The following is a 25,718-nucleotide window of genomic DNA, read 5'->3' on the forward strand; positions in this document are numbered from 1 at the left end:
TGAAACGCTCTATGCAACAAAAAATATTCAAGCCTTTTCCTCATACTCCGTCCGCGCCCTCCATGCAAGGGGCACGGAAGGCTCATTGCAATGTCATGGGAAATCGGCTAACGTCCACAAATTACCCCTGAGGTTAAGGTATCCGTATGAATGAAATCTGCGCACCTGTGCTCGCCCTTGTGAACCGCCTCGGCGAAATGGCGCTGTTCCTGTTTGAAGGATTCAGGCAGGCCCTGTATTCCCGTCGCCTGTTCGGTAAAATAGTCCGGCAGGTCTATGTCATAGGCGCGAAATCCATGTTCGTCATCCTGCTCATCGGCCTCTTTACCGGGCTGGTGCTGGGGCTTCAGGCTTTCTACGCCATGTCCATGTTCGGCGCGCAGGGCATGCTCGGCTCCCTGCTTGCGCTTACGCTCATCCGCGAAATGGCCCCCGTGCTCACCGCCGTCATGATCACGGCGCGCGCCGGTTCCGCCATGACGGCGGAAATAGGCGTCATGCGCATTTCCGATCAGGTGGACGCCCTGGAAGTCATGGATATCAACCCCACAGGCTATATGGTCACGCCGCGCCTTCTGGCCTCCCTCGTCACCTTCCCCCTGCTCACGGCCATTTTCACGGTGGTGGGCATCTTCGGCGGTTACCTTTCCGCCTGCGTGCTTCTGGGGCTCAACGAGGGGCGCTACTTCTCGGGCATAGAATCCAGCGTCACGCTGCATGACGTGAACGGCTGCTTCCTCAAGGCGGCGGTATTCGCCGTCATCGTCATCACCGTGTGCTGCTTCCAGGGCTACAACGCCCACAGAAGAAGCGACGGCAAGGGGGCCGAGGCCGTGGGCAATGCCACCACCTCCGCCGTGGTCATGAGCTGTGTGCTCATTCTCATGGCCGACTATGTCCTCACCTCTTTCCTTCTTTAGAGGCGCGCATGAATCAGCAGGCCTGGGATATCAGCATAGAACATCTGGACGGCGGTTATGAGGGCCGTCTCGTCCTTCAGGATTTTTCCGCCACCCTGCCCGCCGGGACCGTGACTACCATACTCGGGGAATCCGGCTGCGGCAAAACCACGCTCCTGCGCCTTCTTCTGGGGCTGAACCGCCCCGTTTCCGGGCGCATACTCATCGGCGGGCGTGATATCTGCCGTATGACGGAGCGGCAGTTCCGCAAGATGCGCCGCCGCTTCGGAGTACTCTTTCAGGACGGTGCGCTCATAAGCTCCCTCACCCTTGCGGAAAACGTGGCCCTGCCCCTGGTGGAGCACACCACGCTTCCCCGGAAGGTGCTGCGGGAGGCAGCCCTGCGCACCCTCGAGCTGGTGGGCCTTGCGGATTTTGCCGATTATTATCCCGGGGAACTTTCAGGCGGCATGAGAAAGCGTGCGGGCCTTGCCCGTGCCATAGTCACGGAGCCTCCCGTGCTTTTCTGCGACGAACCCACCTCCGGGCTCGACCCCATCACCGCCGCACAGATGGATCAGCTTCTCCTGGACATGAAGGCCTGCTACCCCTCCATGACTACCGTGGTCGTCACCCACGATCTCGGCAGCGTGGAGCACATCGCCGAACATGTGCTGGTACTCCAGGGCGGAAAAACGGCCTTTGCAGGCACAAAGGAAGAACTGAAGGCGTCGCAGGATGCATACCTGCGCCGCTTCCTTGACCGTAAATTTGAAGAATCCCGCCGTATGGCGGCCCCGCCGCTGGATGCTTCCGTGCGCCGGGCCCTTGCCGAATGGCTGGACGATTGAAGAGGAAGCTATGTCTGCTGCAAAAAACACCGTCATAGGCGTGTTCGTGGTCATCGGCCTTGTCTGCGTGACCTATCTCACCATCAAGCTGGGCCGCATGGAAGTGCTCGGAGACAACGGCTACACCGTCACCGCCCGTTTCTCCTCCGTAGCAGGGCTGCGCACGGGTGCGAGCGTGGAAATCGCGGGCGTGTCCATAGGACGCGTGTCGGCCATACGGCTGGACACGAAGGACTACACCGCCCATGTGGACCTTCGCATCAACGAAGGCGTGCCCCTTTCCGAAGACGTCATGGCTTCGGTGAAGACAAGCGGCCTCATCGGCGACAAGTATATTTCCATCACTCCCGGCGGGTCGGAAGAACTGCTCGCCCCGGGCAGCCTCATCACCGATACGGAACCCGCTCTGGATCTTGAAGCCCTTATCGGAAAAGTCGTTTTCGGAGGCGTATAACCCATGAAAATCAAAATATTTCTTCTTTCCTTCATCGTTTTTGCCCTCGCCGCCGTGCCCGCCTTCGCCGCACCCATGACGGCCCGGCAGACGGCGGAAGCCGGGGCCGAGCGCATCCTCGCCCTTCTGAGCGACCCTGCTTTCAAAACCCCCGAGGGCAAGCCCGCCATACGGGCAAAAGTCGAAGAGGAACTTCTCCGGCTTTTCGATTTTGAGGAGTTCTCCACCCGCACCGTGGGCCCTACCTGGCGGCAGTTCACGCCTGAGCAGAAACAGGAGTTCAAAACTGCCTTTACCGACCTTCTGCGCAACACCTATATCGACACGCTGGACGAGTACAACGGCCAGCAGGTGCGCTTCACCGGCGAGGTGAGCGGCGGGAACGGCAAGCGCGTGGAAGTGCAGATGGAATTTCTGGCAGACCAGAAAGTTTATCCCGTGGCCTTCCGCATGCTGGAGAAAAACAACCGCTGGGTAGTGTACGACGTGCTCATCGAAGGCATCAGTATGATCAAGAACTACCGCGACCAGTTCCGTGACATTCTCACCAAGAACAATCCTCAGGAACTCATCGACCGCGTGAAAGCCAAGGCCGAGGAACAGAAAAACAAGATAAAGGAAGAAAAGTGATGCAACGCCTGCTTTTTGCCGCACTCCTGGCCCTGGCGCTCGCCCTGGGCACGGCCTGTTCCGCGAAACACGACGTCTCCCCTTCCGCGGAAACGGAAATATCCGCTCCTGCCGAAGCTTCCGGCAACGCCTCCGGTGAAGAAGACTACGGCGGCCTGGACGACTACGACGATTTCAGCGAAGAGGACGCCGCCCTTCAGCACGACCCGCTGGAAGGCTGGAACCGCTTCTGGTTCCATGTGAACGACTGGTTCCTCCAGTACATCGTGAAGCCCCTGCACAAAGGCTACGCCTTCATCGTGCCGGAGGCAATCCGCTCCGGCATCAGCAATTTCGCCCATAACGTAGCCTTCCCCGTGCGCATGGCCAACAGCCTGCTTCAAGGCGAATTCGCCCAGGCGGGCGTGGAGTTCGACCGCTCGCTGGTGAACTTCATGGTCAGCCTCGGCTTTGCCGACGTGGCGAGCCAGAGCAAGCCCCTGTACCCCTACCGCCCGGAAACGGAGAATTTCGACTACACGCTCGGCGTGTGGGGCGTTCCCGACGGGCCGTACTTCATCATTCCCTTCCTCGGGCCTTCCACCGTGCGCGGGGCCGTGGGCGAAACGGGCGATATTTTCATGAAGCCGCAGGACTACATACTGGACTGGGAAGTGACGACGGCCAGCAGCGTCTTCTTCGCCTTCAACAACGCCGATTCGCTGTACAAGGCCTACGACCAGATCACCGAATCAGCGCTGGAACCCTATGTGGCCCTCAGGAATGCCTACCTCACCATGAGGAGGAATCAGCAGCTCAACCTGACGCTCTCCTCCACCGTGCAGGACAAGGTTCCCGACGTGGAAGAATAATCGGATGCGGGCGAGGGAAAGATGCCTGTCCCCCGCCCTGCATTTTCCGGCGGCACGCACGCGCCGCACCGCAAGGCATGGCCCGCCGAGCCTTGCACAATGTTTTTTCAGGAGACTCACCGTGCCCAAAGCAGACCGCTACCACAAAACCTTCCCCGTCACCTGGGAGCAGCTTCACCGCGACGCCAAGGCCCTCGCCTGGAGGCTTCTGGAACGCGGCTCTTTCACAAAAATCGTGGCCGTGACCCGTGGCGGACTCATTCCCGCAGGCATTATTGCGCGAGAACTCAACATCCGGCACATCGATACCGCCTGCATCATGCTCTATAACTACCGCGAGGAAGGGGATGCGGAAACCGTGCTCAAAAACGCCGATCCCTCCTTCAACACGCCCGACACTCTCATCATCGACGACCTTGTGGATACCGGCCACACCGCCCAGATACTGCGTGCGGCACTCCCCAAGGCACACTTCGCAGTGCTCTACGCCAAACCCGAGGGCCTCGGACTGGTGGACACCTATGTTACGGAACTCAGCCAGGACACCTGGGTGCTCTTCCCCTGGGATTCGGACATACAATACGCCAGGCCCATCATCGATCTGCAAAAGAAGGAAGAAGCATGAAAAAAGGCCGGGGCACCCCGGCCTTTCCCGTCCCCGGGGCGCGCACGCCCTATCCGTGCCTTCCCCTGAAAAGCGACGACGTTTCCCCCGCGTTTTTCCACCTTTCCGGCTGCAAAAAAATTCCCGGCAATCTCTGCATTGCTGTTCGTTTTTTCCCCTCTCCCCTTTCTTTTCCTCTTCCCTTGCTCCCCCGCTTCGGATACGGCCCCCGCTGCCATGCATACCCGTTTTTCCGGAAGAACATGCAGGGGCCCCCGCGCCGCTTCGAAAAACCTTCTCTTTTTGCGCGGAAACGACAAAAAATATCCCCGGAAAAAGGCGTTTTTCGGGGATAAAAGGCAGGTTATGAAAATATCCGCTACGCCGTGACTACCCGGCCTACTTCTTCGGCCAGCTTCGCCGCGCCGCTTCTGCTGTAGATGTTGTACAGCTCCATGGCGCTTCTCTGGGAAAGCACATAGTTGCGGAAGCTGTTGAAGGGCCTGCCGTCAAGGTCCTTTCCCTTGATGCTGTAGCATTCAGCGGCGATTTTCCTGAGTTCCACGGTCAGCCACTGGGCGGCGGGCACGCTGAGCACCCAGTCGTGGTCGGCAAGGTGGGTGACGAACCCTTCAGGCCTGCGGGGCAGGGGCAGGGTTTTGCCGCCTTTTTCCAGATAGCCGTCCGCCACGGCGTCCTTGCCTGCAATGACGGCGGCAGCCCTGATCCAGTTCACCACAGAAGCTTCCAGCGCAGGGGCGCCGGGGTGGTCGTGGGCGCAGGCCTGGGCCACGCACACCTCGGCGGGAAGCCCCCGCTTCATGGATTCGGCCACGCTCAGAATATGATGCGCGCCGGTCCCGGCAATGGAAGCCTCCGGCAGGCAGGAGGCGTCGTCCTTCCACTGGAACACCCAGGGCTTGTGCACGTCGTGCAGAAGCTGGGAGGCAAGGGCCACGTCCTTGTCCACATCCATGTCGAACACCGCCTTATAGTTCTCGCACAGGGCTCTGGCGCCGGCCACATTGAACGCGACATGCGTGGCGAGTCCTCCGGGGTAGGCATGGTGGCTTCCCCAGCCGCTGCCGGGAGCGGACCAGGAAGGCTGGGGCGCCCTGCCGGGATCCGCACAGGCGGGGAATATGCCTGCGGCCTTCTCATCCAGGAGCTTCGCCTTTCTGAGCTCGGCGACGAGGGCCTTCTCATCGCTTTTCGCCACGGAGGGCGCGGGCTTTTCCAGCATGTCGAGCACTGCCCCGCGAAGGGCCGCATTGCCGATCATGTTCGCGGAATCCTTCATGTAGCTCCATGCCGCCATGACCTTGGCGGAGCTTTCCGCCATGCGCACGGGGCTCATGGCCAAGCACTCTTCAAGGCTTATCGCCTTCACTTTGCCGGGAACGGCCGCGAATGCTTTGGAAGCCATGCCGCCCACGGCAAACATCGCCCCTGCCGCCAGGGTGCCGAACATAAAATCACGTCTGCTGCTGACCATTTTTTCCTCCACTTGCAAAAAAGTTTCACAGAACATGCATTGGAGGTATCCTTCATGCATGAAGATATCATGAATCCAGCATGAATTTTATCTTCTCATATAACATGACATTCATGACGATATCATTTTGCGGCAACAGGAACTTTTCTTTCACGAATATTGCCCTTCTTTTCAGAAACAGGAAAAATCTCCTCCCGGCTTCGTTGTCATGCCTGCCCCTCCCCTCAGCAACACCGCAGCATCAGCTCCGCATCACATTCCGATAACATACTGAAACCTGTATGATTTGCACAAAAGACGGCCGCATATCCGTATTTCAAAAGCCGCCTGTCCAAAAGCCTTGAAAACGAAGGCACTTCAGTTCTGGAAACACATGGGCCGCCTTCATCCTTCTTCCCTCCGTCTTCCTGCGCTTCGGGTTGCGGGAAAAACATCCTGCGGAAGGAATTGACAGTTCCCCTGTTCTGTGCTCCCATGCCTATGTCCGCCGGACAACAGGCTTTTTTCCGGCGCCCCGCCTCCACACCAAAAAGAGCGCACCAGCATGAAAGAGCTTGTCACCATGGACGGCAACACCGCCGCCGCCCATGTGGCCTACGCATGTACGGAAATCGCAGCAATCTACCCCATAACCCCTTCTTCCGGCATGGCCGGGCAAACCGACCTCTGGGCCTCCCGGGGCCGCCTCAACATGTTCGGCCGGCCCGTCACTCTGGTGGAAATGCAGTCCGAAGCCGGCGCCATTGCGGCCGTGCACGGCGCGCTGCAAAGCGGAGCTCTCGCCACATCGTTCACCTCTTCGCAGGGCCTCCCCGTGCTGCACCGCATTGCGGGAGAAAGGCTGCCCTGCGTGCTCCATGTGGCCTCGCGCACCGTGGGAACCCACGCCATGTCCATTTTCGGCGACCATTCCGACGTGATGAACTGCCGCCAGACGGGCTTTGCCATACTCTCTTCAGGCAGCGTGCAGGAAGCCATGGACCTTGCGGGCCTGGCCCATCTCTGCGCCATACGCTCCCGGGTGCCCTTTCTGCATTTTTTCGACGGGTTCCGCACCTCGCACGAGTTGTGCAAAGTGGAGGCGCCGGATCTTCGCGCCTTCGCCGCCCTTGTGGACAAAGAGGCCCTTGCCGACTTCCGCGCCCGGGCCCAGAACCCGGAGCACCCCATGATGCGCGGTACCGTGCAGAACGGCGACATTTTCTTCCAGGCCCGGGAAGCCTCGCGCCGCTTCTACGACGCCCTCCCCGCCGTGGCGGAAGGCTGCATGAAGGATGTTGCCGCGCTCACGGGGCGGGAATATAAACTCTTCCAATACTACGGCGACAGTCGTGCGGAAGAAGTCGTCATTGCCATGGGTTCCGTAAGCGGCACCATCAAGGAAACCGTGGACGCGCTCAACGCCTCGGGCCGCCGTGCGGGCTTCGTGCAGGTACATCTGTACCGGCCCTTCAGCTGCGAAAGCCTGCTGGCCGCCCCGCCCCCACGGTGAAGCGTATCGCCGTGCTGGACCGGTGCACGGAAATGGGTTCGGCAGGAGAGCCCCTTTACCTCGACGTATGCGCCGCCCTTGCCGACTCAGGCCGCTCCTGCCTGGTCACAGGCGGCCGCTACGGCCTCTCCTCCAAGGATACCACGCCCTCGCAGATACGCGACGTGTTCGACAATCTCCGCCGCCCCGAGCCCATGAAGCGCTTTTCCATAGGCATTACGGACGACGTGACCATGCTTTCCCTCCCCGCCGGAGAGGAACTCGACACGGAAAAGGGCAACATACTCATGAGCTGCAAGTTCTGGGGCCTCGGTTCCGACGGCACGGTGGGGGCGAACAGGAACACGGTGGAAATCATCAATGCCGCGACGCCCCTCTACGCCCAGGCCTATTTTGAATACGACGCGAAAAAATCCTACGGGCTCACCCGCTCGCACCTGCGCATAGGCAAAAGCCCCGTGCGCGCCTCCCACGGCGTGCACAAGGCGGATATCGTGGCCTGCCACTGTCAAAACTATGTGAACATGTACGACATGGCCGGGGAACTGAAGGAGGGAGGCTCGTTCCTGCTCAACTGCGCCTGGCAGGAAAGCGAACTCGAAGAGCACCTGCCCCCGACCCTGAAAAAAAACCTTGCGGAAAAAAAAGCCCGCCTCTTTCTCATCGACGCCACGGCCCTGGCCCACGAGCTGGGGCTGGGGCATCATGTGAATACCATCCTTCAGGCCGCATTCTTCCGCCTTTCGGGCATACTGTCCCCGGAAGAAGGGACACGCCTCATGGAAGAGGCGGTGAAAAAGACCTATTTTTCCAAAGGGGAAGATATGGTAGCCCGCAATACGGCCGCCATACGCGCGGGCATGGAGCATGTTTTTGAAGCGCGCGTGCCCGCCTCCTGGGTTCAGGCCTCCGGCACGAAGGCTCCGCGCGAAGGCGCGCCTTCCGCGGTAACGCGCCTGCTCGACCCCATCAACGCCCAACAAGGCGATTCCCTTCCCGTGAGCGCCTTCCTGGGCTATGAGGACGGCCGCATGGACATGGGCCTCACGGCCTGGGAAAAACGCGATATTGCGGTGCACGTGCCCCGATGGGAGGCCGGGCGCTGCGCACAGTGCAACCTCTGCTCCCTCGTCTGCCCCCATGCGGTCATACGCCCCTACCTTCTCACCGGAAAAGAGCTGGCCGAAGCCCCGCAGCCCTTTGCCGCCGCACCGGCAAAGGGAAAGGAGGCCCGGGGGCTTTTCTACACGCTGCAGGTCAGCGTCAGGGACTGCACCGGCTGCGGAAGCTGCGTGGAAAGCTGCCCGCAAAAAGGCAAGGCCCTCTCCCTGATTCCCCGGGCGGAGGCCGAAAACACCGAAAAGGCATGGCGCTACGCTCTCAATCTGCCGCAGAAGGCGGATATCTTCGATCCCTTCACCGTGAAGGGAAGCCAGTTCCGGCGCCCTCTTCTGGAATTTTCCGCCGCCTGCGCGGGCTGCGGGGAGACCCCCTACGCCAAGCTTCTCACCCAGCTTTTCGGCCCCCGGGCCTACTGGGCCAACGCCACGGGCTGTTCCCAGGCCTGGGGCGCGGCCATGCCCGGCATCCCCTATGCCGTCGATGAAAAGGGCCGGGGCCCTGCCTGGTCCAATTCCCTTTTTGAGAACAATGCGGAATTCTGCCTCGGCATGCTCCTTGCCGACCGAAGCCAGAGGGAAGCGGAAAAAGAGCGTGTGCTGCGCCTGATCCCCTCCCTGCCCGAAGGCCGCGCACGAGAAGCGGCCCTTTGCTGGCTGGACAGCTTCGACGACTTCGACGCTTCCGGCCCCGCATCCGATATTCTTAAAGAAGAACTTGAACTTCTGCCGTACACGGAAGAGGTTACCGCCGTGCTCGCCCATGCGGACCGGCTTTCCAAGAAATGCTTCTGGATGTTCGGGGGCGACGGCTGGGCCTACGACATAGGCTTCGGCGGGCTGGACCATGTGCTTTCCACCGGGGAGGATATCAACGTCCTTGTGGCGGATACCGAAGTATATTCCAACACCGGCGGCCAGGCCTCCAAGGCCACGCCCATGGGAGCCGTGGCCCAGTTCTCCTCTTCGGGCAAGAAAAGCGCAAAAAAGGATCTCGGCGCCATGTTCCTCCCCTACGGGAACATCTATATCGCCCAGGTGAGCATGGGGGCCTCGCCCGCGCATCTCATGGCCGCTCTCAGGGAAGCCTCGGCCTACCCCGGGCCTTCGCTCGTCATAGCCTACGCCCCGTGCACGGCCCACGGCATACGCGCGGGCATGGCCCATGCACAGGAGGAAATGAAGCGCGCAACGGCAGCGGGTTACTGGCCGCTCTACCGCCATCATCCGGAAAAAAGCCCGTCCTTCACGCTGGACAGTCCACCGCCCCGCCTCGACTACGGGGAATTCCTCCGAGGAGAAATGCGTTATGAGGCTCTCGAACGCACCTTCCCCGATGAGGCCCGGAGGCTGGGTATCGAGGCGGAAAAAAAGGCGCTCGCACGCTACCGCCGCTACGAGGCCCTGGCCAGGTCCGGCGAAAACCGGGAAAATTGAGAAAAATTTTTCCCCGGTGAAAAAAAGACTTGCCAAGGCAGGGCAAATCGTCTACTTACTCACCTGTGCCGAAGTGGTGAAATTGGTAGACACGCTAGGTTCAGGGTCTAGTTCCCGTTCGGGAGTAAGAGTTCGAGTCTCTTCTTCGGCACCAGTAAGAAAGCAGAGCCCGGAAGATGAATGTATCTTCCGGGCTTTTTCTTTCTTCCGCACAGCACGGGGCCGCACGCCCGCTCCCGCGGGGCAAGGCGGAATTGAATTTCGCCCGGCGCTATGTTAAGCTTGGCGGGTAACAACGCTCCGCGCCTGCATGTTGCCGCGCGCGGAGGAAAGGAAGCATTCTCACCCTATGGTCAAAACATGGAAACTCTCCATTCCTGAACTTACCGGCAGGGAAAGACGCCGCGCCTATGTATACCTGCCCACCATGTACAAGGCCCAGCCGCGCCGCCGCTTTCCGGTATTGTACATGTTCGACGGGCACAACGTCTTTTTCGACTCCCACGCCACCCACGGCAAGAGCTGGGGCCTCGGCGAATACCTGGATTTTTTCGACGTGCCCCTCATCGTCGCCGCAGTGGAGTGCAACCATCACCCGGACAACGGCCGCCTTTCCGAATATTCCCCCTACGACTTCGACGACCCGGAGATGGGCTTCGTCAAGGGGCGCGGCGATATCACCATGAAGTGGTTCACCCACACCTTCAAGCCCCTCATCGACAGGCGCTACCGCACCATACCCTGGCGGGAATACACCTTCATCGCAGGCAGCTCCATGGGCGGGCTCATGAGCCTTTACGCCGTGACGAAGTACAACGCGCTCTTCTCCCGTGCGGCAGCGCTTTCACCCCACATCTGGGCCGACCAGAAAAAGCTTGCCCAGCTCATCCGCACCTCTCCCCTCACACCCGATACCGTGGTGTACATGGACTGGGGTTCGGAGGAATTCAACGGCGATAAGGGCATGGCGCGAGATCTGCGCCACATGGCCGACACGCTCTTCGACAAGGGCGTGCACCTCACTGCACGCGTGGTGCCCGGGGGAGATCACAGCGAGGCGAGCTGGGAAAAGCAGATTCCCTTTTTCATGGACACGCTCATGTACGGCCTGGAAGGCTGACAGAATACGGAGGAAACAATATGCAGACACAGTATTTCAAGCAGTACAGCCCTTCTCTCGGCCGCGACATGGAATGTAAGGTGTACGGCCACGCCGGGCGCCCTCTTCTCTTCGTCCCCTGTCAGGACGGGCGTTTCTTCTCCTTTGAAGACTTCCACATGTCCGACACCATGGCTCCGTGGATAGAAAGCGGCAGGCTCATGGTCATGGCTATCGACACCATCGACCAGGAAACCTGGTCCAACCGTGGCGGCGACGCCTGGTGGCGTATACGCAGGCATGAAGACTGGATGAACTACATTTTCAACGAAGTCGTGCCCTTCACCCAGCATCTGGCCCGCACGGCCAATCACTGGGAAGGCAACCCGGGCCTCATCGCCTTCGGGTGCAGCCTGGGCGCGCTGCACGCAGCCAACCTGTACCTGCGCAGGCCCGGCCTTTTCAACGGCCTGCTCGCGCTTTCGGGCATCTACACGGCAAGCTACGGCTTCGGCGATTACATGGACGAGGTGGTGTACCGCAATTCCCCTGTGGATTACATGGCGAACCTGCCTTCCGACCATCCCTATATTTCCCAGTACAACAGCCACCGCGCCGCAATATGCGTAGGGCAGGGGGCATGGGAAATGCCGGAAACCACCCGGCAGCTCAAGGATATCTTCGAACGCAAGGGCATACACCTCTGGGTGGATATCTGGGGGCACGACGTGAACCATGACTGGCCGTGGTGGTACCGCCAGGTGGAATACTTCATGCCCTGGCTGCTCGGCGAATGAAGGGAAGCCTTCCCGAAGAAGGCGTGCCGGGGCCGCCCTTCCCCACCCCAAAAGGGCACCGTCGCAAAGCAGAGCGCCGCAAAAAATAAAAAAATGTTGATATTATTGATAAAACATAAATAAAAAAGACACGTTGCTCAATAAATCAACATAAAAAAAACACACGGCGGCGCTACCGCATAAAGAGGAGAAGCCCCATGAAAAACTTTGTGTTCATCTCGCCGAATTTCCCGGTTAATTACTGGAAGTTCTGCCACCACCTCAAGGCCGACGGCATCAATGTCCTCGGCATAGGCGACCAGCCCTACGCCCAGCTGCTGCCGGAACTGCGCAACAGCCTTCAGGAATACTACAAGGTGGGCAGCCTGGAAAACTACGACGAGGTCTACCGGGCCATGGGCTATTTCATACACAAGTACGGCCGCATCGACTGGCTGGAATCCAACAATGAATACTGGCTGGAACGTGACGCCGCCCTGCGCACCGATTTCAACATCACGAGCGGCTTCCAGACGAAGGACATGCCGCGCATACGTTATAAGTCGGGCATGAAGAAATACTATCAGCAGGCGGGCATCGCCACCGCACCCTACTGCCTGGTCAAGAACAGGGAAGAATGTCTTGCCTTCATCGGCAAGGTGGGCTGGCCCGTGGTGGTGAAGCCCGACAACGGCGTAGGCGCTTCGGACACGCGCAAGCTGGCCTCGGAAAAGGATCTCGACGAGTTCCTGGCCCACAGGACTCACGGCGTACAGTACATCATGGAAGAATTCATTCATGCGGAAATCAATTCCTACGACGCCATATACAATTCCAAAGGCGAGCCCATCTTTGAAACCGGCAACGTAACGCCCATCTCCCTCATGGACGTGGTGAACGACGCGGACAATTCCATCTACTACCTGCTCAAGGAACTTCCCGAGGACACCCGCGCCGCAGGCCGCGCCACGGCGAAAAGCTTCGGCGTGAAGAGCCGCTTCGTGCATTTCGAATTCTTCCGCCTCACGCAGGACCAGGAAGGCATGGGCAAGAAAGGCGAAATCGTGGCCCTTGAAGTGAACATGCGCCCCTGCGGCGGCTACAGCCCGGACATGATGAACTTTGCTTGCAGCACCGACGTGTACAAGATCTGGGCCGACATGATCGCCTTCGACCGCTCCACCCAACCTGAGGGCGAACACTTCTACTGCGCCTTTGCCGGGCGGCGCGACGCCAAAAAGTTCAAGTTCTCCCACGAAGAGATCATGGCGCGCTACGGCGCACAGATGAAAATGGTGGGCCGCATCCCCTCCGCCCTGGCCGAGGCCATGGCCGACCAAATGTACATGGCCAACTTCTCCACCATGGAGGACATGAAGCGCTTCTACGCCGACGTACTCGCTGCACCGGAACAGTGATGCTTTCCGCACCCCGGAAGGCCCGGCCTCTGCCTCGCCCTCCGGGGTGGCGTTTACGGAAGTCCTGCGGGCCCGCGCTGCGGAAAAGCCGGACAGAAGAAGAAACGGAGACTGTGAGGGAGGCTTTTTTTCCCGTACCGCGCGGGACTTTCCTGCGGAAAGCTTCCTTGATGCGGCCCCTGCGGCCGGGGCCGCATCTTCAGGGGGGGGCGCGGAAGGAGGGGAAAGCCTTTTCCCGGTTCATCTCCCCGGCACGGTTCCCTTCCCGGAACATCGAGACTTTCAGGCAAGAAAATGAGCCTGTTTGCTCTGGACAAAAAGGCGGATATCAAAAAATATGGGGTCAAAGGCCTCACTCAGCCCGAAGGGCCGGGGAAGACGGGGCCGCATCCGCAAAGGCTCCGGGAGATATCCCGGAGCAGGAACTCCGGGGGAGATCATGAAAAACATACTCATCATTTCCGCAAGCCCACGCAAGGGCGGCAATTCCGAACTTCTGTGCGAAGCCTTCCTGAAAGGCGCCCTTGAAGCAGGGCACAAGGGAGAAATCGTGCGCCTGCACGAGCATGAGCTTCACCCCTGCATGGGCTGCGAAGCCTGCCAGGCCACCCATGCCTGCGTACAGAAAGACGGCATGGCACCCCTGCTCGAAAAGCTCCTCGCCGCCGATGTGGCAGTCATGGCTACGCCCGTGTATTTCTACTCTATGAGCGCCCAGATGAAGATGTTCATCGACAGGACGCTTCCGCGCTATACCGACCTATCCGGCAAAGAATTCTACTTCATCGCCGCCGCGGCCGACAGCAACAAAAGCGCGCTGGAGCGCACCATCGACGGTTTCCGCGGCTTTACCGACTGCCTGGAAAAGGCGCAGGAAAAAGGCGTGCTGCTCGCCCCCGGCGTGTGGAAAAAGGGCGATATTGCCGGAAGCCCGGCCATGGAACAGGCGTTTGCCATGGGGCGCAACGCCTGAACCGGAAAAAGCGCGGCCATGCCTTCGCGTGAGGCTGCCGCCGAGCGGGCCTTCACGCCGCTTTTCTCTCCCGTGAGCATCTCGGAAGGGCTGTTCTTTTTGTGCCTTCCGGCCGGGCGGCGCATCGGCCGCCCCGGGCACATGGCCCCAACCTGAAAAGCCGCCCCGCGCGGCCCCTGCGACACAGATATGCGACTTCTCCTGCCTTCCGTCATTGCCGCCGTCTACTGCTTCCTGAGTCTTGCCCTTCCGCTGAAGGCCCACTTTGTCCTCAAGGCCCTCATGGGCGCGGCATTCCTGGCCGCCGGGCTCAAGTATGTGTTCTACCAGGTGGTGGGCGGAGGCTTCTTCCGGCCGAACCTGCCCGTTCCCGTCATGCTCACGGCCGAAGCCCTGTATGCCGCGCTGCTCGTGCTCTTCTTCCTCGCTCTCGTCAAAGACGCCTCATCCCTCGCCCTTCGGCTCGCCCGCCTCATGGGCGCACCCTGGCGACTGCCCTTCACGCCCGGCTTCCGCAGCGCGCTTCTTGTGGCCGCAGCCCTTGCCTGCGGGGCATGGGGCACATGGCAGGCCGTGCGCGTGCCGAACGTGCGCACCGTGGAAATCGCCCTGCAAAAACTTCCGGCGGAACTTGATGGTTTTACTCTGGTACAGCTCAGCGACCTGCACATAGGCCCGGTGCAGAAGGCCGCATGGCTCGAAGAGGTGGTGCGCAAAGTGAACGCCCTCTCCCCCGATGCCGTGGCCGTCACCGGCGATATGATCGACGGGCTGCCCCGCACCCTGCGTGACGACATGAAGCCCCTGGCAAAGCTCAGGGCGAAATACGGCGTATTCGGTGTGACGGGCAATCACGAATATTACTACGATGCGAAAGACTGGCTGAAGGAACTCTCCTCACTGGGCGTCACCATGCTTCAGAACGAACACCGCGTGCTTCCCGGCAATCTCATCATCGGAGGTGTGCCCGACAATACCGCCGCCCGCTTCGGGGGCAGGGGTACGGACGCGGAGGCCGCCTTTGCCGGGGCCCCGGCAGGGCCGCGCATACTTCTGGCCCATAAGCCCAACGACGCGGGCCTGCCCTCTTCCGCCGCGGATCTTCAACTTTCCGGCCATACACACGGCGGCCTCATCTTCTTCCTTGCCCCGCTCATCGGCCATTACAATGGGGGCTACGTCCGAGGGCTTTACCGTACCCCGCAGGGCAAACTTCTCTATGTAAGCCCCGGCACAGGCCTGTGGAACGGCTTTTCCTGCCGTCTGGGCGTGCCCTCGGAAATCACGCGCTTCGTGCTCAGGGCGGAAAAGGAGTAGGCTACACCGGATCTTGCCGGAAAGAACCCGCGCCGTTCCCTGAAAAAGGCCACCCTGCTCCCGCCGGAAAAGAACCTTGCTGAAGAGCCTCCCGGGAACGGGATTCTTGGTTTTCCTCTTTGCCCGCCTGCGGCCCGTAAACGTGTTTTGGCGTACGGGATACTCAAGTGTTCTCCAGGCTTATCCTCAGCCGGTTGTTGCCTGATATACTCAGTTATCCTTGCCTTGTTTTTACCTACCGTATCTACATAGCAGCCACGGCGCCGGAATTCCCGATTGCGATATCTGAACTTCAGCTCACCGAAATGTTCGCATATCATCAGGCTCCTCTTCCCTTTTTAATACCCGATGAACGAGGATACGCTTATCTTCGGCGGTATTTCCAACAACATATGGATATGATCGGGACAACCTTCGGCTTCGACTATGCTTACACCATTCCACCCGCATAATTTTCGTAAGATTTCTCCTATGGCCCTTTTCTTCTCACCACAGAAAATCTGTCTGCGATATTTCGGAGCAAACGCTGTATGGTACTTGCAGTTCCCTTTCGTATGCGCTGAACTTTTTTGCGTCACCCGTCGTCCCCTCCTTTTGCTTGACCTGCGGGCGCCGTTGCCGGGCCGCACCCCATTCTCAGCACATCAAAAAAATTTTTCTCTCTTACTCAAGACCATACGTTTTCTGAACGAGCCCGGCTGTTTTTCTTTTAACCAAAAAAGCCCGCAGCGCACGGGGCGGAAACGGGCTTTTCTTCATTCTGCACGGCCTTCCGGCCCGAAGGCTCATATATCCATGATGGAAGTGCCTCTGCGCACCTCAAGCACATGTTCGACGGTGCGCAGCTTGTCTATGGTCTGGTAAAGGTGCACGGCGTCGCGCACTTCCACAGTGAAATCCATCTGGGAGCGGCCGTCCACCGTGGATTTTATCTGGAGAGCGTTGATATTCACATCCTGCTGCACGAAGACAAGGCTGATCTTGGCCAGAAGCCCCTTTTCGTTGAGGCCCATGATGCTGATCTCCGCCGGGAAGGGCTTGCTCTCCTCATTGTTCCAGTTCACGGAAATGAGGCGTTCCGATTCCAGGTTCTGCACATGGGGGCAGTTTGCCGTATGCACGATGACGCCGCGCCCGCGGCTGATGAAGCCCACCACCTGGTCGCCCGGTACGGGTTTGCAGCATTTGGCAAAGTGGATGAGCGTGTCTTCTATGCCCTTGATGGTGATGCCGTCCACGGGCTTTTTCGACGGGACCTCGGCCTTGGGCGCGGGCGTAGGCGCGGCCTCCAGGGCGGCGGCGTCCGGCCTGGGGTTCAGAAGGGCGTCGAGCTTCTGGAGCACCTTTTTCGGCGTGAGCCTCCCCGTGCCTACGGAGGCGAAGAGATCGTCCAGCGTGTTCAGGGAAAATTCCGGCAGCACCAGCTGAAGCCTGCCGTCCTTGGCCGCCTTGACGACATTGAAATCCATCTTGCGGCCTTCCTTTTCCAGAAGCTCCCTGCCGAGGGCCACGGCGGCCACACGCTCTTCGGTGCGCAGGTAATGCTGGATGCGGCTTCGGGCCTTGGCGGTCTTGACGATTTTCAGCCAGTCGCGGTGGGGATGGCGGTTCTTGTCGGTGATGATCTCCACCATGTCGCCGTTTTTGAGCGGCGTGGCGAAGGGTTCGAGCTTGCCGTTGATCTTCGCGCCCACGCAGTGTGCGCCCACGTCGGAATGGATGAGGAAAGCGAAGTCCAGGGAGGTCGCGCCCTTGGGAAGCCGCTTCACTGCGCCCCTCGGCGTGAACACATAGATTTCATCGTTGAAAAGGTCCATGCGCAGAGAGCTCATGAACTCGCGCGAATCCGCCTCGTCCCTCTGGCGCTCCATGAGGTCGCGCAGCCACTGGAACTGCGGCATGTCCTGCATGGCTATGGCGTGATTGCGCTCCTTGTACATCCAGTGCGCGGCCACGCCGTGTTCGGCCATGTTGTTCATTTCCTCGGTGCGTATCTGAATTTCGATGCGCTCGCCCTCGGGCCCTATCACCGTGGTGTGCAGCGACTGGTAGCCGTTGGCCTTGGGCATGGAAATATAATCCTTGAAACGGCCGGGGACGGGCTTCCACAGCACATGCACGAGGCCGAGCATGGCGTAGCAGTCGCGCAGGTCGTTCACGATGACGCGGAAGGCGATGATATCGTGCATCTCGTCCAGCGGCGTCTTCTGGGCCATCATCTTGCGGTAGATGCTGTAGGTCTGCTTGATGCGGCCGAACACTCGCCCGTTGATGCGGTTTTCCGTCATAATGGCTTCGATCTTGCCTATGACCTTGGAAATGAGCTGCCGCTCCACGATCTGATTTTCCGTCAGCCAGGTGGTGATTTCGGTATAGGCGTCGGGCTGAAGGTAGCGGAAGCTCAGATCTTCCAGCTTCTGCTTGATGAGGTGCAGGCCCAGACGGTTGGCGAGCGGCGCATAGATATCCATGGTTTCCTTGGCGATGCGCTGCTGCTTGTGGGGCTTCTGGAAGTCCAGCGTGCTCATGTTATGCAGGCGGTCGGCCAGCTTGACCACGGGGACGCGGATATCGTGCGCCATGGAGAGTATCATCTTGCGGATGTTTTCCGCCTGCGCCTCTTCCTTGGTGTCGAAGCTCATCATGGTGATCTTGGTCACGCCGTCCACGATATCGGCCACCTGCTCGCCGAAAAGCTCGTCCAGCTCGTCGATGGAGGAGTCGGTATCCTCCACAGTGTCGTGCAGAAGCCCGGCGGCCACGGCATGCTCGTCGAAGCCCATCTTCGCAAGGGTGAGCGCCACGGAGGCCGGATGCAGGATATACGGGTCCCCGGAAAGGCGGAGCTGCCCGGCATGAGCGGCGGAAGCGTAGTCGTAGGCGCGCCGCACCATGGCCGCGTCCGCGTCGGGATAATGCGTCAGAAGCTGCTCCACGATCTCGTCGGCCGAAGGTACCTTCGAGGCCGGCGAGCTTTCCCCGGTCACGGGAGAAATCACCATGGATACGTTTTCCGGGGCATGAGGCTGTTTCTGCCGGGCGTCGCCCGCTTCCTCAGACGGCTGGACAAGGGAAGTCTGACTCATAAGAACCTGCTATTGCTGGAGCGCTCTGGGAACCCACCAACGGTCGAAGTTATAGGTGATGCCCGCAGGCGCGGGCTCTATCCCATGAAACCTCGACCGAACCATGGGCAGGGAATACGGCACATAAAGGAAAAGGTAGGGCTGCTCTTCATGCAGAATCTGCTGAAAACGGTCGTACAGGACTTTTCTTTCGGCCCGATCCGCCGAAGCGCGCCCTTTTTCCAGAAGATGATCCACCTCCTCATTGCAGAAAGAGACGAAGTTCAGGCCGTTCCCGGCTGCGGCCGAGGAATGCCACACGTCGAAAATATCCGGGTCGTCCAGGATATTCCAGGCAAGGATGAGTGCGTCGAACTTCCTCGTACCCACGAATTCCTTGAGAAAGGCCGCCCATTCCACCGTGCGTATGGCAACCTTCACGCCCACGGCGCGGAACATCTGCTGCAGAATGACGGCCACCTTGATGCGCTCGTTGTTGCCCTGGTTCACCAGGATGGTGAACTCGAAAGGCAGACCGTCCTTTTCCAGCACCCCGTCCTTCCCGGGAAGCCACCCCGCCTCGGACAGGAGGCGGCGCGCTCTCTCCGGGTCATAATCATACGGCTTGAGCGCAGTATTGTACACCCATGTTCCGGGCTTGTAAGGGCCGAACGCGGGCTCTCCCATGCCGAGAAGCGCGCCCTTGACGATGCCTTCCCTGTCTATGGCGAAGGAAAGGGCCTGCCGCACGCGCCGATCCTGGAAAAAGGGGCTTTTCAGGTTCAGGCCGAGATAGGTGTAGCCCGAGGCGAGGTACTTGTATTTATGCCAGTTTTTCTCCCACCACTCGCCCCCGGTCTGGCGCAGGTACTGCTGAGGGGAAAGGCCCACGAAGTCGAGCTTACCCGCCCTGGCTTCCAGAAACATGGTGGTACTGTCGGGAATGATGCGGTAAATGACTTCGTCAAGATAAGGGCGCCCCTTGAAATAGAGGGCGTTGGCCTCAAGGGTGATGCGGCTGCCCGCCTCCCACGACTTCAGCTTGAACGGCCCCGCGCCTATGGGATTGCGGGAGTATTTCGTGGAAGCTATGTTCTCATGTTCCAGAATATGCTTGGGCAGTATGGGGTGCATCCAGGTGACGGCCGCGCGGGCATAGGGCCTGTCGTAGCGCACTTCAAAGGAAAGCGGCCCCGTCTGGCGGTACTCTTTCACATTGAGAAAGTCCGCCGCGTAGGCCGTAGGGGTCTTCGGGTCGATCATGAGCTTGTAGGTGAAGGTCACATCATCCGCGGTGAGGGGGTGGCCGTCCTGCCAGAGAAGCCCTTCCCGCAGCCTGAAGCGCATGAACGTACCCCCCTCAAGCACTTCCCATTCCTCGGCGGCGCATTTTATGATATTGAAATCCTTGTCATACTCCAGAGGCGAGGTATAAAGCAGCCCCGCCACTTCCGCGGAGGCGGAATCGGAGGCAAGATAGGGAATGAGGTTGGAAGGCTCGCCTATGCTGCCCATGAGTATCTTGCCGCCGTAGTCCGGCCCGGGAGAGGAAGGCTCCCCTGCAAAGGCGCGCCCGGCCGGGCAGAACATCGACAAAAACGCGGCCGCGAACAGACTCAGGGCAAAGAGGAACAACCCCTGCCGCAAAAGCGGCGGGAAGCGGCGTTTTTGCCCCTGAGAGCAGGAAACACATAACTTTTTTTTCATGAAAAAAGCCTAGCACAGTTCACTTCTCTTGAAAACTGGGATAATATCGTATAATCCTAGAGGGCAATGGCCGGTTTTGCTTTTTTCCATCTGTTCTCTGGATCAGCGTTCCCTGTTTTTCCGGCCCCTGCCCGCCGCACTTTCCGACGTGCCCATCTTCTGCCACTAACTTAAGGACTGTTGCCATGAACCGACGCGAGGAAGTCGCCGCCCGTGGACTTGCTGAAACTTTCATTCAAACCACCATCCCTGAGTACATCACGGAGTACGGGCGGTCCATCGAAGCCGAGGGCAATCTCAGCAAGTTCACCCTGCGCTTTGAAAACGACGTGTGGACGGTGGAGAGCACCGTGCAGGGGGAGGACTTCGAGGCCTACAGCCCGGTAGTCACCATCAACCTCACGGAGCAGCGGGTGGATTCCATGTGCAACTGCATGGAAGCCTTCAACGGCCCCTGCCGTCATGTGGCCGCCACAGCCATTCATTTCATCAATTCGCTGGACATTTCCGAAGGCAAGGCCGACCCGACGCCCGCCCCGCGTGAGGACTGGCGGCAGAGCTTCCGCCATTTCTTCGGCGGTACCTTCGAGCCGGAAACCGGTCGGCATTATTTCCTTTTCCGCTTCTTCCCGGAGCCGGGCCGCCTTTCGGTGGCATTTTTCCGCGCCCGCCAGAACAAGACGGGGCTTTCCTCCGTGCGCCAGGAAGTAACGCTGGAGCAGATCCTGCGCAATCCCGAATGGTGTGAACATTCGCCGGAGCTGCCCGTGGTCTGCCGCCAGATTGCGCAGTATCTCGACTACTACGGGCACCGTGTGGAAATCCCCGACGGGCTTCTTTCATGGTTCTTCTGGGCTATACGCAAGGAGGATTACCTGTTCTGGAAGGACACGGAAATCCCCTGCCGTATTGAAAGTTCCACCATGGCGCTGAAGCTCCGCCCCGCGCTCGACGACGACGGGCTGCGCTTCGACGTGCTTCTGCAGCGCGAAGGCAAGAAGCCCTTCTCCATCATCGACGAGGAACCGGACGAAGCGGGAGATATTCCTGCTCCTGCGCGCGAGGGGGCGACCTTCCACGGGCAGATGCCTCTGTGGGTGTGCTGGAATCAGGGCTTCTATCCCGTGCAGACCTGCCTGAACCACCGCGTGATACAGGCGCTGGTGCACAAGGGGCCGGTGATCCCGCAGGAGGACATTCCCGAATTCCTCGACAGGGTGTGGACGCGCCTGCCAGCCTCGGAACTTTACGAGCAGGACGAATTTTTGAAGATCATGGAGCCGGTGTTCCAGCCCGCCACCTACAACCCCAAGCTCTTCCTCGACGAGGAAGGGAGCCTGCTTACCCTGGAAGTGCAGAACGTGTACGAGACGCTGCATGGAGAGTTCACCCTGCCCGGGCCCAACCCCGATTTCCAGACGGGCAGCTATGTGTACGAGGGCAAGACCTTCCTTGTGCGCCGCAACCAGACGGAAGAAAACTCCCTCATCACCCAGCTTTCCGACATGCGCTTCCAGCCGAGAAGCAGCCGCCTGTGGTTCATGGAGCCTGAGGAAGCCATTTCCTTCCTTCTCGACTCCTATCCCACGCTGCTCGAGAACTGGCGCGTGTACGGCGAAGCCACGCTTTCGCGCTACAAGGTGCGCGCCTCCACTCCCACCATCAACGCCAGCGTGGAGAGCAACGAAAAGGAAAAGTGGTTTTCCCTCGATATTTCCGTGGATTACGACGGGCAGAACCTGCCTCTCGACCGTATCTGGAAGGCATGGCTCAAGGGCAAGCGCTATGTGCAGCTCAAAGACGGCTCCTACGCGAGCCTGCCCGAATCGTGGCTGGAAAAGCTGGCCCACAAGCTCAAGGTCCTGGGCCTCGACCCGGCGCGCCCGCCCAAGCAGAAGTTCAAGCAGTACGAGGCCCCGGTGCTCGACAACCTGCTCGAAGATCTGCCGGGAGCACTGGAGGATTCCTTCTGGAGCAAGCTGCGCGACAATATCCGCAACTTCCACGAAGTGAAGCAGATAGAGACGCCGAAGGGCCTTCAGGCCTCCCTGCGCCCCTACCAGATACAGGGTATCTCCTACCTCAACTTTCTCAACGAATACGGCTTCGGCGGCATCCTGGCCGACGAAATGGGCCTCGGCAAAACCATACAGACCCTGGCGTTCATCCAGCACATGGTCAACCACGGAGCGGAAGGCCCGAACCTCATCGTGGTGCCCACCTCCGTGCTGCCCAACTGGGACAGGGAAGCCTCGAAGTTCGTGCCCGGGCTTTCCCGCCTCATCGTGTACGGCACGCGCCGGGAGGGGCTGTTCCGCAAGATAGCCTCTTCTGACCTTGTCATCACCACCTACGCGCTGCTCAGGCGCGACATGGAGGAGCTCGAGCAGCACGAGTTCAACGCAATCATTCTCGACGAAGCGCAGAACATCAAGAACCCCAACACCATCACGGCGCGCTCCGTGCGGCAGATCAACGCGAAAATGCGGCTCTGCCTCTCCGGCACGCCCATCGAGAACAACCTCTTCGAGCTGTGGAGCCTGTTCGAATTCCTCATGCCGGGCTTCCTCGGCAGCCAGCACGCCTTCCAGCGCGGAGTCATAAAACCCATCAAGGAAGGCGACGCGGAAACGCTGGAATATCTGCGCTCGAGGGTCAAGCCCTTCATCCTGCGGCGCACCAAGTCCGAAGTGGTCAAGGACCTGCCGCCCAAGGTGGAGAACGTCATGTACTGCGCGCTCGAAGAGGAGCAGGCGGAACTCTACGCCTCCCTGGCCCGCAAACTGCGCGAACAGGTGCTGGCCGACGTGGACAAGAAGGGCATGGCGAAAAGCCAAATGTCCATTCTCGACGCGCTTCTCAAGCTGCGCCAGATCTGCTGCCACCCCAAGCTGCTTAAGATGGACATGCCCGGCTTCAACGCCAACATGCCTTCCGGCAAGTTCGAGGCCTTCAAGGATATGATCCTCGATATCGTGGAAGAAGGGCACAAGGTGCTGGTGTTCTCGCAGTTCGTGCAGATGCTCCAGCAGATACGCGCCTGGCTCCAGATGACGGACATACCCTTCTGTTATCTGGACGGTTCCAGCAAGGACCGCCTGGAACAGGTGGACCGCTTCAACAACACGCCTTCCATCAGGATATTCCTCATCTCCCTGAAGGCGGGCGGCACGGGCCTCAACCTGACGAGCGCGGACTACGTCATACACTACGACCCGTGGTGGAACCCGGCCGTGGAAAGCCAGGCCACCGACCGCGCCCACCGCATAGGCCAGTCCCGCCAGGTGTTCTCCTACAAGCTCATCTGCCAGAACACCGTGGAAGAAAAGATCCTGAAGCTTCAGGAGATGAAGCGCGGCGTGGCCGAGGCCGTCATACCCGGGCAGGATTCCTGGAAATCCCTCACCAGGGAAGACCTGGAAATGCTCTTCGAGGTGTAGGCCGAAGGCCTGCGCTCTTTCCCGACAGCATGAAAAGCCTTCTCCCGCAAGCCGGGGAAGGCTTTTTTTGCACGCCGGAAAGCTCCCCCGCAGCCGGTCTCCACGGCGCAAGTCTCGGCCCATCCCCTTCCCGCTTCCCGGGAAGCGCTCTTTCCCCGGGGCGCAGAAATCCCCGCCCCGGGCTTCCGGCCTGGCCGACGCCTTTCCGCACAGGCCGTACCCTCCGCGGCAAAGGCGCGGCCTCTGCCTCCCATGCGCGGGGAAGGGGCGCTTTTTTCGTGAGTTTCACGGTCGGCGAGCTCTTCAGCAAAAATCCGGCGGCCGTCGAAACGCGACCTGCCCCGCGCATGGGAACGCCTCCGGAGCGGCATCTTTACCGGCCCGCCCCCTCCCGCGCACAGGGAAAACTCCCGGGGAAAGCCCTGCCCGAAGCGCAAACACGCCATGCCTTGTGCGCCGCAATCCCGCTTTTCCCGGAAAACTGCTCAGGCAGCCCATAGGCAAAAAGCCGCATCATGCGCGCCCCTTCCCGCACGAAAGAGCCTCCGGCCTCCCTTTGCGCCTCGCCGCATCCGCGCCCCCTCTGATGCGAACCAGCCTCACGCCCCGTAAAGGCGCGGTATACGCCCCTTCGCACAGGGAAGGGAAAAACGGAAAAATACGCCCTCTCCCCGAAGCATTTCCGGGTACCGCAAGGCTGTGCGGAAAAAACGTCCCTCCTGCCTTTTACAACGGGCCGCGTACGACGTACTATGGGCTTCTTCCGGGAACTTTTCCGGGTGCGGCCCTCCGCAACGGGCCGCGGCGCTTCGTTCACATCTCCGCAGGGTATATCTTTGCGGCACAAGGGGCATACCATGACGCTTACCGAACTTCTCTCCCAGGCGAAACACGCCGTCGTCCTTACCGGCGCGGGCATTTCCACCCTTTCGGGCATCCCCGACTTCCGCGGTGCGGGCGGGCTCTACACCCGCAAGGATATCGACGCGAACAAGCTCTTCGACCTCGACTACTTCATGAAGGACCAGCACTACTACTACGAGCACTCCCGGGACTTTCTCTACAACCTCGACGAAAAAGAACCCAACATCGTGCACAAGGCCCTGGCCCGGCTGGAGGAAAAAGGCATCATCCACGCCGTCATAACCCAGAACATCGACCTGCTGCATCAGAAGGCGGGCTCACGCAAGGTGCTGGAGCTGCACGGCTCCCCTCTGTTCCATCACTGCCTGCGTTGCGGCAAAAGCTGGAGCTTCGAGGAAATGGCCCCCCGCGTCCGCGCCGGGGAAGTGCCCGTGTGCGACAAATGCGGCGGCATCATCAAGCCGGATATCGTCTTCTTCGGTGAGGGCCTGCCCGAATACGCCCTCACCGAAGCGGAGCGCGAGGCCCGCGCCGCCGACCTCATGCTGGTGCTCGGCACCAGCCTCACCGTATATCCTGCGGCAGCCGTGCCGGAAATCACACTTCGAAGCGGGGGCAAGGTGGCTATCATCAACCGCGATCCCACGCACCTCGACCGCTACGCCTGCTGGCTCGGCCGCGACCTGAAAAAGGAAATGGAGGAACTGGCACTGTAACAGCCGGAACAGGCAGCCCGAAGGGAAACGTGATGTTGCGGCGGCCGCAGAAACGAATCAGGGCGGGCGCAGGCCCTGCCGGACAAATCCCCCATCGCACAGGCCCCTCTTCTTCCGGCCCTCAGCCGGCGGCATGCCCCGCGGGCGGGGAAGACAGCTCTTTGTCCGCCGGTGCCGCCATGCGGCATCCATCCCGCGCGGGGATGAAACGACGCCTCTCTCCCGTTGCCTTCCCGAAAACGCGATTCGTGAAGCGAAACTGCCCTGCTTTTCCGGCGCCTCGGGGGAGACCCGCACACATACCCTGCCTGTTTCCGCCGGGCCTTTGCATAGGCGCGCCCATGCCGGAAAGCGCGGCTCCCCTCCCGCGGACAAAGCAAGGCGCAAAAAAAAAAAACGCGCGGCGGAAAAATTTTCTCCGCCGTGCATTTTTTTCACTTTTTTTTCCGGCCTTCACCCTGCTTTCCGTTCCGGTAAAGGCGCGCCCTCTTCTTGGCTGTTTGGCCATTTTG

The 25,718-nt window shown here is 60.1% G+C and carries 18 protein-coding genes, 1 tRNA gene and 1 pseudogene; 16 read left to right on the forward strand and 4 right to left on the reverse strand.

All coding sequences use genetic code 11. The features are described 5' to 3' along the window. Positions 1–146 precede the first annotated feature (146 nt). The 6 genes from K8W16_RS11625 (at position 147) to gpt (ending at position 4,310) form a co-directional block, all read left to right on the forward strand. Complete coding sequence (locus K8W16_RS11625) at positions 147–920, forward strand: ABC transporter permease (protein WP_304124021.1); 774 nt, start codon at positions 147–149, stop codon at positions 918–920. A gap of 8 nt (positions 921–928) precedes the next feature. Beyond that, positions 929–1,750: an ABC transporter ATP-binding protein gene (locus tag K8W16_RS11630; protein ID WP_304124024.1), complete on the forward strand. Its 822-nt coding sequence runs from the start codon at positions 929–931 to the stop codon at positions 1,748–1,750. A gap of 10 nt (positions 1,751–1,760) precedes the next feature. After that, a complete protein-coding gene (gene mlaD / locus K8W16_RS11635; RefSeq protein WP_304124026.1) occupies positions 1,761–2,204 on the forward strand; it encodes an outer membrane lipid asymmetry maintenance protein MlaD in 444 nt (147 codons plus the stop codon). A gap of 3 nt (positions 2,205–2,207) precedes the next feature. Further along, positions 2,208–2,834, forward strand: a complete 627-nt coding sequence (locus tag K8W16_RS11640; RefSeq protein WP_304124029.1) for a phospholipid-binding protein MlaC — start codon at positions 2,208–2,210, stop codon at positions 2,832–2,834. Continuing rightward, positions 2,834–3,685 (forward strand): VacJ family lipoprotein, encoded by an 852-nt coding sequence (locus tag K8W16_RS11645; RefSeq protein ID WP_304124032.1) that lies wholly within the window; start codon positions 2,834–2,836, stop codon positions 3,683–3,685. Before K8W16_RS11640 ends, K8W16_RS11645 begins: the two co-directional genes overlap by 1 nt. Before the next feature lie 121 nt (positions 3,686–3,806). Further along, positions 3,807–4,310, forward strand: a complete 504-nt coding sequence (gene gpt / locus K8W16_RS11650; protein ID WP_304124035.1) for a xanthine phosphoribosyltransferase — start codon at positions 3,807–3,809, stop codon at positions 4,308–4,310. A gap of 358 nt (positions 4,311–4,668) precedes the next feature. Here gpt and K8W16_RS11655 read toward each other — a convergent pair whose 3' ends face one another. Next, a complete protein-coding gene (locus K8W16_RS11655) occupies positions 4,669–5,784 on the reverse strand; it encodes a metal-dependent phosphohydrolase (RefSeq protein WP_304124038.1) in 1,116 nt (371 codons plus the stop codon). 544 nt (positions 5,785–6,328) lie between these two features. Between K8W16_RS11655 and K8W16_RS11660 the strand changes: the two genes are divergently transcribed. The 8 genes from K8W16_RS11660 to K8W16_RS11695 all read left to right on the forward strand — a co-directional run bounded on the left by K8W16_RS11660 (position 6,329) and on the right by K8W16_RS11695 (position 15,414). After that, positions 6,329–7,276, forward strand: coding sequence for a hypothetical protein (locus tag K8W16_RS11660; RefSeq protein ID WP_304124041.1), 948 nt, complete (start codon positions 6,329–6,331; stop codon positions 7,274–7,276). Between the two features lie 32 nt (positions 7,277–7,308). Further along, positions 7,309–9,831 carry a pyruvate:ferredoxin (flavodoxin) oxidoreductase gene (gene nifJ / locus K8W16_RS11665; protein WP_304124044.1) on the forward strand — a complete coding sequence of 841 codons (2,523 nt, stop codon included), beginning with the start codon at positions 7,309–7,311 and terminating at the stop codon, positions 9,829–9,831. Positions 9,832–9,898: 67 nt separating this feature from the next. Beyond that, positions 9,899–9,985 (forward strand) — tRNA-Leu (locus tag K8W16_RS11670). A gap of 195 nt (positions 9,986–10,180) precedes the next feature. Continuing rightward, positions 10,181–10,951 carry an alpha/beta hydrolase gene (locus tag K8W16_RS11675; protein WP_304124046.1) on the forward strand — a complete coding sequence of 257 codons (771 nt, stop codon included), beginning with the start codon at positions 10,181–10,183 and terminating at the stop codon, positions 10,949–10,951. A 20-nt stretch (positions 10,952–10,971) separates the two neighbouring features. Next, a complete protein-coding gene (locus tag K8W16_RS11680) occupies positions 10,972–11,727 on the forward strand; it encodes an esterase family protein (protein ID WP_304124048.1) in 756 nt (251 codons plus the stop codon). A gap of 197 nt (positions 11,728–11,924) precedes the next feature. After that, on the forward strand, positions 11,925–13,124 hold the full coding sequence (locus K8W16_RS11685; protein ID WP_304124050.1) for an acetyl-CoA carboxylase biotin carboxylase subunit family protein: 1,200 nt from the start codon (positions 11,925–11,927) through the stop codon (positions 13,122–13,124). Between the two features lie 439 nt (positions 13,125–13,563). Then, positions 13,564–14,097 (forward strand): flavodoxin family protein, encoded by a 534-nt coding sequence (locus K8W16_RS11690; RefSeq protein WP_304124052.1) that lies wholly within the window; start codon positions 13,564–13,566, stop codon positions 14,095–14,097. A gap of 189 nt (positions 14,098–14,286) precedes the next feature. Further along, positions 14,287–15,414, forward strand: a complete 1,128-nt coding sequence (locus tag K8W16_RS11695; RefSeq protein ID WP_304124054.1) for a metallophosphoesterase — start codon at positions 14,287–14,289, stop codon at positions 15,412–15,414. A 158-nt stretch (positions 15,415–15,572) separates the two neighbouring features. Here the strand turns inward: K8W16_RS11695 and tnpA are convergent. The 3 genes and pseudogenes from tnpA to K8W16_RS11710 all read right to left on the reverse strand — a co-directional run. Then, a pseudogene (gene tnpA, locus K8W16_RS11700) lies at positions 15,573–15,992 on the reverse strand (IS200/IS605 family transposase); the annotation flags it as partial. A 207-nt stretch (positions 15,993–16,199) separates the two neighbouring features. After that, positions 16,200–18,416: a bifunctional (p)ppGpp synthetase/guanosine-3',5'-bis(diphosphate) 3'-pyrophosphohydrolase gene (locus K8W16_RS11705; protein WP_304124060.1), complete on the reverse strand. Its 2,217-nt coding sequence runs from the start codon at positions 18,414–18,416 to the stop codon at positions 16,200–16,202. A gap of 93 nt (positions 18,417–18,509) precedes the next feature. After that, positions 18,510–20,069, reverse strand: coding sequence for a peptide-binding protein (locus K8W16_RS11710; protein ID WP_304124062.1), 1,560 nt, complete (start codon positions 20,067–20,069; stop codon positions 18,510–18,512). A 302-nt stretch (positions 20,070–20,371) separates the two neighbouring features. On the opposite strand from K8W16_RS11710, the gene K8W16_RS11715 reads away from it, so the two are divergent. Together K8W16_RS11715 and K8W16_RS11720 are read left to right on the forward strand one after the other, a co-directional pair. Further along, on the forward strand, positions 20,372–23,626 hold the full coding sequence (locus K8W16_RS11715; protein WP_304124056.1) for a DEAD/DEAH box helicase: 3,255 nt from the start codon (positions 20,372–20,374) through the stop codon (positions 23,624–23,626). A gap of 857 nt (positions 23,627–24,483) precedes the next feature. Beyond that, the gene (locus K8W16_RS11720; RefSeq protein WP_304124058.1) at positions 24,484–25,206 is read left to right on the forward strand and encodes an NAD-dependent protein deacylase; all 723 of its coding nucleotides are present in this window, start codon (positions 24,484–24,486) and stop codon (positions 25,204–25,206) included. Positions 25,207–25,718 lie beyond the last annotated feature (512 nt).

It is taken from the genome of Mailhella massiliensis (assembly GCF_020741395.1).
In the GTDB taxonomy this organism is placed as follows: domain Bacteria; phylum Desulfobacterota; class Desulfovibrionia; order Desulfovibrionales; family Desulfovibrionaceae; genus Mailhella; species Mailhella massiliensis_A.

Coding starts and splice junctions, on each gene's coding strand:
- K8W16_RS11640 (WP_304124029.1), top strand. CDS start 2,208: ATGAAAATCAAAATATTTCTTCTTTCCTTCATCGTTTTTGCCCTCGCC.
- K8W16_RS11695 (WP_304124054.1), top strand. CDS start 14,287: ATGCGACTTCTCCTGCCTTCCGTCATTGCCGCCGTCTACTGCTTCCTG.
- K8W16_RS11630 (WP_304124024.1), top strand. CDS start 929: ATGAATCAGCAGGCCTGGGATATCAGCATAGAACATCTGGACGGCGGT.
- K8W16_RS11710 (WP_304124062.1), bottom strand. CDS start 20,069: ATGTTCTGCCCGGCCGGGCGCGCCTTTGCAGGGGAGCCTTCCTCTCCC.
- mlaD (WP_304124026.1), top strand. CDS start 1,761: ATGTCTGCTGCAAAAAACACCGTCATAGGCGTGTTCGTGGTCATCGGC.
- K8W16_RS11645 (WP_304124032.1), top strand. CDS start 2,834: ATGCAACGCCTGCTTTTTGCCGCACTCCTGGCCCTGGCGCTCGCCCTG.
- K8W16_RS11660 (WP_304124041.1), top strand. CDS start 6,329: ATGAAAGAGCTTGTCACCATGGACGGCAACACCGCCGCCGCCCATGTG.
- K8W16_RS11675 (WP_304124046.1), top strand. CDS start 10,181: ATGGTCAAAACATGGAAACTCTCCATTCCTGAACTTACCGGCAGGGAA.
- K8W16_RS11720 (WP_304124058.1), top strand. CDS start 24,484: ATGACGCTTACCGAACTTCTCTCCCAGGCGAAACACGCCGTCGTCCTT.
- K8W16_RS11685 (WP_304124050.1), top strand. CDS start 11,925: ATGAAAAACTTTGTGTTCATCTCGCCGAATTTCCCGGTTAATTACTGG.
- K8W16_RS11690 (WP_304124052.1), top strand. CDS start 13,564: ATGAAAAACATACTCATCATTTCCGCAAGCCCACGCAAGGGCGGCAAT.
- K8W16_RS11655 (WP_304124038.1), bottom strand. CDS start 5,784: ATGGTCAGCAGCAGACGTGATTTTATGTTCGGCACCCTGGCGGCAGGG.
- K8W16_RS11705 (WP_304124060.1), bottom strand. CDS start 18,416: ATGGTGATTTCTCCCGTGACCGGGGAAAGCTCGCCGGCCTCGAAGGTA.
- nifJ (WP_304124044.1), top strand. CDS start 7,309: ATGGGTTCGGCAGGAGAGCCCCTTTACCTCGACGTATGCGCCGCCCTT.
- K8W16_RS11625 (WP_304124021.1), top strand. CDS start 147: ATGAATGAAATCTGCGCACCTGTGCTCGCCCTTGTGAACCGCCTCGGC.
- K8W16_RS11715 (WP_304124056.1), top strand. CDS start 20,372: ATGAACCGACGCGAGGAAGTCGCCGCCCGTGGACTTGCTGAAACTTTC.
- K8W16_RS11680 (WP_304124048.1), top strand. CDS start 10,972: ATGCAGACACAGTATTTCAAGCAGTACAGCCCTTCTCTCGGCCGCGAC.